The sequence below is a fragment of the Pseudomonas sp. genome (assembly GCF_035277045.1).
In the GTDB taxonomy this organism is placed as follows: domain Bacteria; phylum Pseudomonadota; class Gammaproteobacteria; order Pseudomonadales; family Pseudomonadaceae; genus Aquipseudomonas.
The window spans coordinates 1-6318 of the sequence record NZ_DATELE010000197.1; the positions used below are offsets into that span (position 1 = coordinate 1).

General features: G+C 65.1%; 6 protein-coding genes. 4 read left to right on the plus strand and 2 right to left on the minus strand.

The window, feature by feature from the left end:
• From VJS90_RS11175 to VJS90_RS11190, 4 genes are all read left to right on the plus strand, one after another.
• Positions 1–237 (plus strand): alpha/beta fold hydrolase (locus tag VJS90_RS11175; protein ID WP_324121716.1); only part of this gene is annotated, 237 nt, incomplete at its 5' end.
• Positions 238–280: 43 nt separating this feature from the next.
• A complete protein-coding gene (locus VJS90_RS11180; protein ID WP_324121717.1) occupies positions 281–718 on the plus strand; it encodes a thioesterase family protein in 438 nt (145 codons plus the stop codon).
• Between the two features lie 91 nt (positions 719–809).
• Positions 810–1754 carry a tRNA dihydrouridine synthase gene (locus tag VJS90_RS11185; RefSeq protein ID WP_324121718.1) on the plus strand — a complete coding sequence of 315 codons (945 nt, stop codon included), beginning with the start codon at positions 810–812 and terminating at the stop codon, positions 1752–1754.
• Positions 1755–2000: 246 nt separating this feature from the next.
• Positions 2001–2444, plus strand: a complete 444-nt coding sequence (locus VJS90_RS11190; RefSeq protein WP_324121719.1) for an Hsp20 family protein — start codon at positions 2001–2003, stop codon at positions 2442–2444.
• Between the two features lie 52 nt (positions 2445–2496).
• On the opposite strand, the gene VJS90_RS11195 is transcribed toward VJS90_RS11190, so the two are convergent.
• Positions 2497–5796 (minus strand): PAS domain S-box protein, encoded by a 3300-nt coding sequence (locus VJS90_RS11195; protein ID WP_324121720.1) that lies wholly within the window; start codon positions 5794–5796, stop codon positions 2497–2499.
• A gap of 60 nt (positions 5797–5856) precedes the next feature.
• Positions 5857–6318 (minus strand): LysR family transcriptional regulator substrate-binding protein (locus VJS90_RS11200; RefSeq protein ID WP_324121721.1); only part of this gene is annotated, 462 nt, incomplete at its 5' end.

Below are 6318 nucleotides of genomic sequence, written 5' to 3' on the forward strand. Positions count from 1 at the left end.
GCCAGGCTGGATGTCAGCGGCTATCAGCTCGACATCCCGGGCTTGGTGGTGCATGCCAGCGACGATGCGCTGGTGCCTGCCACCGAGGCGCCGATCATCCACAAGGCCTGGTTCGACAGTCGCTTGCTGGTGCTCGAGGAAGGCGGTCACCAGCGCGTGCTGGCCGACCCACGCCTGCGAGACGCTGTGCTTGAGCTGCTGGCGCGCGCGGTAGTGCCGGCCCGGCAATCTGCCTGAGCTTGCGTTACACTCCGCGCGTTCATCACTCAAGGGAGCGGGCATGAGCTGGGACCTGGCAACGCCATTCATCATCGACCTTCGCGTCGGCGCCGAAGACATAGACGGCCTCGGCCACGCCAACAACGCGGTCTACGTCACCTGGCTCGAGCGCTGTGCCTGGCGCCACTCCCAGCGCCTTGGCCTGGACCTGACCGAATACCGTCGCCTCGACCGCGCCATGGCTGTCGTGCGCCACGAGATCGACTACCTCGCTGCCGGCTACGAGGATGACGAGCTCCAGCTCGCCACCTGGATCGTCGACTGGGACCAGCGCCTGCGCATGACCCGCCGCTTTCAGCTCAAGCGTCCCGGCGACGGCGCGACGCTGTTGCGCGCGCAGACCACGTTCGTCTGCATCGAGCTTTCCACAGGCAAGCCGAAGCGGATGCCGGTGGAGTTTGTCGAGGGGTATGGGCAGGCGTTGTTGCAAGGGGTTTGAAAGGCGCTCCGGCTTGCCCGCCAAGAGGCCCGATAAACCCGCCACGCTTCTGGTAGCATTCGCCTCTTTTTTTCCAAGCGGTTCTTCTGCCATGCAAATTGCCCTGGCCCCCATGGAGGGGCTGGTCGACAACATCCTGCGCGACGTCCTGACCCGGGTGGGTGGCATCGACTGGTGCGTCACCGAGTTCATCCGGGTCTGTGACCGCCTCTTGCCTGAGTCGCAGTTCGACAAGCTGGCGCCAGAGCTGCGCGATGGCGCGCGCACCGCGGCCGGGGTGCCGATGCGAGTCCAGCTGCTGGGTTCGGACCCGGTGTGCCTGGCGGAAAACGCGGTGCTGGCCTGTGAGCTGGGCGCGCCGGTGATCGACCTGAACTTCGGTTGCCCGGCCAAGACGGTGAACAAGTCGCGCGGCGGGGCGGTGCTGCTCAAGGAGCCGGAGCTGCTGCACGCCATCGTGCGCGAGGTGCGCCGCGCCGTACCGGCGCATATCCCGGTGACCGCCAAGATGCGCCTGGGCTTCGACAGCCCGGACGGCGCCCTGGAATGCGCCACGGCGCTGGCCGAGGGCGGGGCTGATCACCTGGTGGTGCATGCGCGGACCAAGGTCGATGGGTACAAGCCGCCCGCGCATTGGGAATGGGTGGCGCGGGTGCAGGACGTGGTCAAGGTGCCAGTGTTCGCCAATGGCGAGATCTGGACCGTCGAAGACTGGCAGCGCTGCCGCGCCGTGAGCGGTGCCGAGCACATCATGCTCGGGCGCGGGCTGGTATCGCGGCCTGACCTGGCGCTGCAGATCGCGGCGGCGCGTGAAGGGCGTGAATACCAGCCGCTGGAGTGGGGCGCCTTGCTGCCCCTGTTGCAGGACTTCTGGCGCCAGGCGCAGGACAAGCTGTCGCCGCGGTACGCGCCGGGACGGTTGAAGCAATGGCTGGGGATGTTGACCCGCGGCTACCCCGAGGCGGTGGAGCTGTTCGCCGAGGTGCGGCGCGAGAAAGACTGCGCGCGGATCAGTGAATTGCTGAGGATGCCGTAGGCGCTTCACTTCTGTGGGGTGTTGGCAATTCCTGTGGGATGTTCCAGGAAGCATCGCGAGTCTTGTGGGATGTTTCAGGGTGCTGGACAACCCCCCTGTGGGAGCAACTGTCTTTGCCCCCCGCAGACAAGCGCATTTTTTTGCATCCCCCGCTTGAAAACCGCTTGATGGGACATATCTGTTTGATACGCGATGCCGAATTCGGGTCGCGGAATCACTCACTCGCTGAATTTCAGGAGATGTACCATGACCACCGCTTTTTCCCTTGCACCTCTGTTCCGTCATTCCGTCGGCTTCGACCGTTTCAACGACCTGTTCGAGTCCGCGGCACGTAACGAGGCAGGCAGCAGCTACCCACCCTACAATGTCGAGAAGCATGGCGATGACCACTACCGCATCGTCGTGGCCGCAGCCGGCTTCCAGGAACAGGACCTCGACCTGCAGGTCGAGAAGGGCGTCCTGACCGTCACCGGCGGCAAGCGTGATGCCAGCGCCGAGAGCGTCACCTACCTGCATCAGGGCATTGCCCAGCGTGCCTTCAAGCTGTCGTTCCGCCTGGCCGACCATATCGAGGTCAAGGCCGCGGGCCTGTCCAATGGCCTGCTCAGCATCGACCTGCTGCGCATCGTGCCGGAAGAGGCCAAGGCCAAGCGCATTCCGATCAGCTCGGACAAGCCAGCGCTGAGCTGAGCCTGCTGAAGAGAAGAGGGCGCCCGAGGGCGCCCTTTTTTGTGGCGGGTCGCTAGTAGTCCGCTGGCACCTCCAGCAGCATCTGCCGAAACTCCTTGAGCGGCAGGGGCCGGCTGTGCAGATAGCCCTGATACAGATAACACCCCTGACGCTCCAGAAACTCCAGCTGCTCGGTCAACTCGACCCCTTCGGCGATCACTGTCAGGTCAAGGCTGCGCGCCATGGCGACAATGGCGCGGACGATCTCGGCGTCGTTGGGGTCCACCGGGGCGTCACGCACGAACGACTGGTCGATCTTCAGCGCGTCCACCGGCAAGCGCTTGAGGTAGGTGAGCGATGAATATCCGGTGCCGAAGTCGTCCATGGCAAAGCTCACCCCATAGCGCTTGAGCTCGCGCATCTTGCTGATGGTGTCTTCAAGGTTCTGGATGACGATGCCCTCGGTGATCTCCAGCTTGAGCATGTGCCGGGGCAGGCGATAGTCGTCCAGGCTGCGCAGCACCCGTTCGACAAAATCGTTCTGGCGAAACTGCCGGGGGCTGATGTTCACGCACAAGCTGAACGCGTCGGCGTCGATCAGCCGTTCCTGCAGCAGGCCGGCGCAGGCATCGCAGGCTTCATCGAGAAGCCAGCTGCCCACTTCGAGAATCAGCCCGCTTTCCTCCAGTACCTGAATGAACTGCGACGGCGGCTGCTGGCCCAGCTCCGGATGGTGCCAGCGCAACAGCACCTCGGCGCCGATGATGTGGTTGTCGCGCGCATCCACCTGGGGCTGGAAGTGCAGTCCCAGCTCGCCGCGGGCCCGCGCCAGGCGCAGGTCGTTCTCCATGCGCAGGCGCTCGCTGGCGGCCTTCTGCATGGTGGTGTGAAACAGCTGCGTGGTATTGCGCCCCGAGTCCTTCGCCCGGTACAGGGCGATATCGGCGCGCTTGAGCAGGTCGGCGGGGGTCGTGCCGTGGTCGGGAATCAACGCCACGCCGATGCTCGGCGTGACTTGCAGGCGCTGGCCATCCAGCGACATGGGTTCGGCCAGCAGCTTGCGCAGGGTGTCAGCCAGTTCGCGGACCTGTCCCTCGACGGCCTCGCGGCTGCCCTCGAGTCCACCGAGCAGCACCACGAACTCGTCGCCACCCAGTCGCGCCACGGTGTCCTCGAGACGCACGCTGGCCTCGAGCCGCGCGGTGATGATCTTCAGTACCGCGTCGCCCACCGGGTGCCCGAGCGAATCGTTGATGTGCTTGAAATGGTCAAGGTCCAGGAACAACAAGGCGCCGCGCTGGTTATGACGCCTGAGCAGTGCGATCTGCTGGCTCAGGCGGTCCATCAACAGGGCGCGGTTGGGCAGGTTGGTCAGCGGGTCGTGGTAGGCCAGGTGGCGGATCTGCGCCTCGGCGTTCTTCAGCTGGCTGACATCGCGGGCGGTCAGCAGCAGGCAATCGACTTCGTTGAGGCTGATCGGCTCGACCGATACCTCCACGGTCAGGACATCGCCGCGCTTGGTGCGCCCGAGCATCTCGCGATGATGCACGCGGCCACGGTCCGCCAGCTCGCTGAGCAAGGCATCGCGCTGTTTTTCGTCGGCCCAGATGCCGAGCTCACGCACCGTGCGCCCCACCACCTCGCTTGCGCTGTAGCCGGTCAGCCGGCAGAAGCCGTCGTTGACCTCCAGGTAGCGCCCGCTCTGGCATTCGGTGATGGTGATGGCGTTGGGGCTGGAGTGAAAGGCCTTGGCGAACTTCTCCTCGCTGGCCTTGAGCGCGGCTTCGGCGCGTTGCTGCTGGGTGATATCGCGCAGGGTGGTCACACTGCACGGCTGGTTGTCGACGCTGATCAGGCGGCTGGAAATCACGCAGGTCAGCGGCATGCCGCTGCTGTGATTGACCACCACCGCCACATTGCTCAACGCCTGCTCACGAATCACCTGTTCGATGCGCTGGGCGCGCGCGGCCGACTCTGCCCAGAGCCCGATCTGCTCGGCAGTGCGGCCGATCACCTGCGCCGCGCTCCAGCCAAAGGTCTGGCTGAACGCAGGGTTGACCTCGATGAACCGGCCCGTGTCCTGGCGCGTGACGCAAATCGGGTCGGGGCTGGCCTGGAACAGGCTGGCGAACTTTTCTTCCGAAGCGCTCAGACGCTGTTCGCGTTCAACCTGGTCGGTGATCTCCAGCAGTGTGCCGGCCATCCGCAGCGGGTTGCCCTGCTCGTCGCGGTACAGCCTCGCGCGGCTTTCGATATAGCGGGACGCGCCGCCCTCGAGCTGGATGCGGTAGGTGATCTGGTAATTGCCGGCCGGCCCCTCGCGCAGGCTGCGGTAGGTCTGGCGCATCGACTCGCGCTCCTGCTCGGGCACGCCTTCGAAGAATGCCTCGAACGATTCGTGGAAGGGCACCGGCTTCAGCCCGTGCAGCTCCGCGGCGCGGGCCGAGCCGTAGAGCATGCCGCTGGGAATGTGCCAGTCCCAGGTGCCCATCTGCGCCGAGTCCAGCGCCAGGTCCAGGCGCTCCTGGCTTTCCTTGAGGGCCTGCTCGCCGCGCTTGCGCTCGCTGGTGTCGACATAGGTGCTGAGCAGGTAGGTCACCCCTTGCAGGTCGATGCTCTGGGTACTCAGGATGCCATCGTGAATCTTTTCGCCCCTGCCGCGAAACTGCACCTCCAGGATCACCGGGCCGCCGTTGCCGCAGGTGGCGTCGAGTACCTGCTGGCGCTGCAACGGGTTGACCCACAGCCCGAGCTCCACTGTCGTCTTGCCGATCACCTGCGACCCCGGCCAGCCGAGGATGTGTTCGAAGTGCTGGTTCACCTCGAAGATCATGCCGTCCTCGCGGCGCGTCAGCAGGATCACGTTGGGACTGAGGTGGAAGAGGGTGGCGAAGCGTTTTTCCGAGTTGATCAGCGCCGCTTCCCGCTCGCGCTGGCGGGTGATCTCGCGGATCACCCCGATCATCATCTGCGGCCGCCCCGACGCGTCGCGGGTCAGGCTGCCATTGATCTCCAGCCAGTGCAGGCTGCCGTCGGGCCAGCGGATGCGGTGGCGCATGGCGCGTTCCACCGGCTCGCCGTTGATTACCGCGTCGAGGGCCTGGCGCGTGCGCGGGCGGTCGTCCTCGGGGAGAAGGTCGAGGTAGTCGATATCCTCGGCCAGGGGCGTGTCAGGATCGAATCCGAACAGTGCCTGGGTACCCCGCGACCAACTGATCCGCCCGCTTTCGATGTCCCACAGCCAGGCCCCTAGCCGCGCGCCGTTGAGGGCGACCAATAGCTGTGGAGCGTTTTGCCAGGTCTGCTCGGACTCTTGGGGATCGGCCGCGTGGATGCGCGGCAGTCGCGTTAGACGATGTGCTGTTTTCGACATCAATACCAGACCTTTGACGGATACCACGCCCTTCGAAATGATGCCGCGGATGCGGGCCGGTCAGCCGGGCCGTCCATGGCTGTCGAGCAGGGTCATGAAGGCTTTGGCGGCGTTGGAGAGCGTTCGTTCCGTGTGCAGGATGTAGCCTAGCTGGCGCGACAGTTGTATGCCGGGCAAAGCGATGGATGCGACTTGCTCATCGAGCATGGTCCGGGGCAACACGCTCCATGCGAGGCCGATGGAGACCATCATCTTGATGGTCTCCAGGTAATTGGTGCTCATGGCGATGTTCGGCGTCAGGCCCTGGCTTTCGAACAGGCGCTGGACAATATGGTGGGTGAAGGTATTGCCGCCCGGGAACACCGCGGGGTGATGCGCCACGTCGGCCAGGCTGACCGAGCTGTTGTTGGCCAGCGGATGCTCGGGCGCGGCCACGAAATCGAGGGCGTCTTCCCAGATCGGGACCGTGCGCACCAGGTGGTGGGGCTCGGGGGCCAGGGTAATGACGGCAATTTCGGCGCG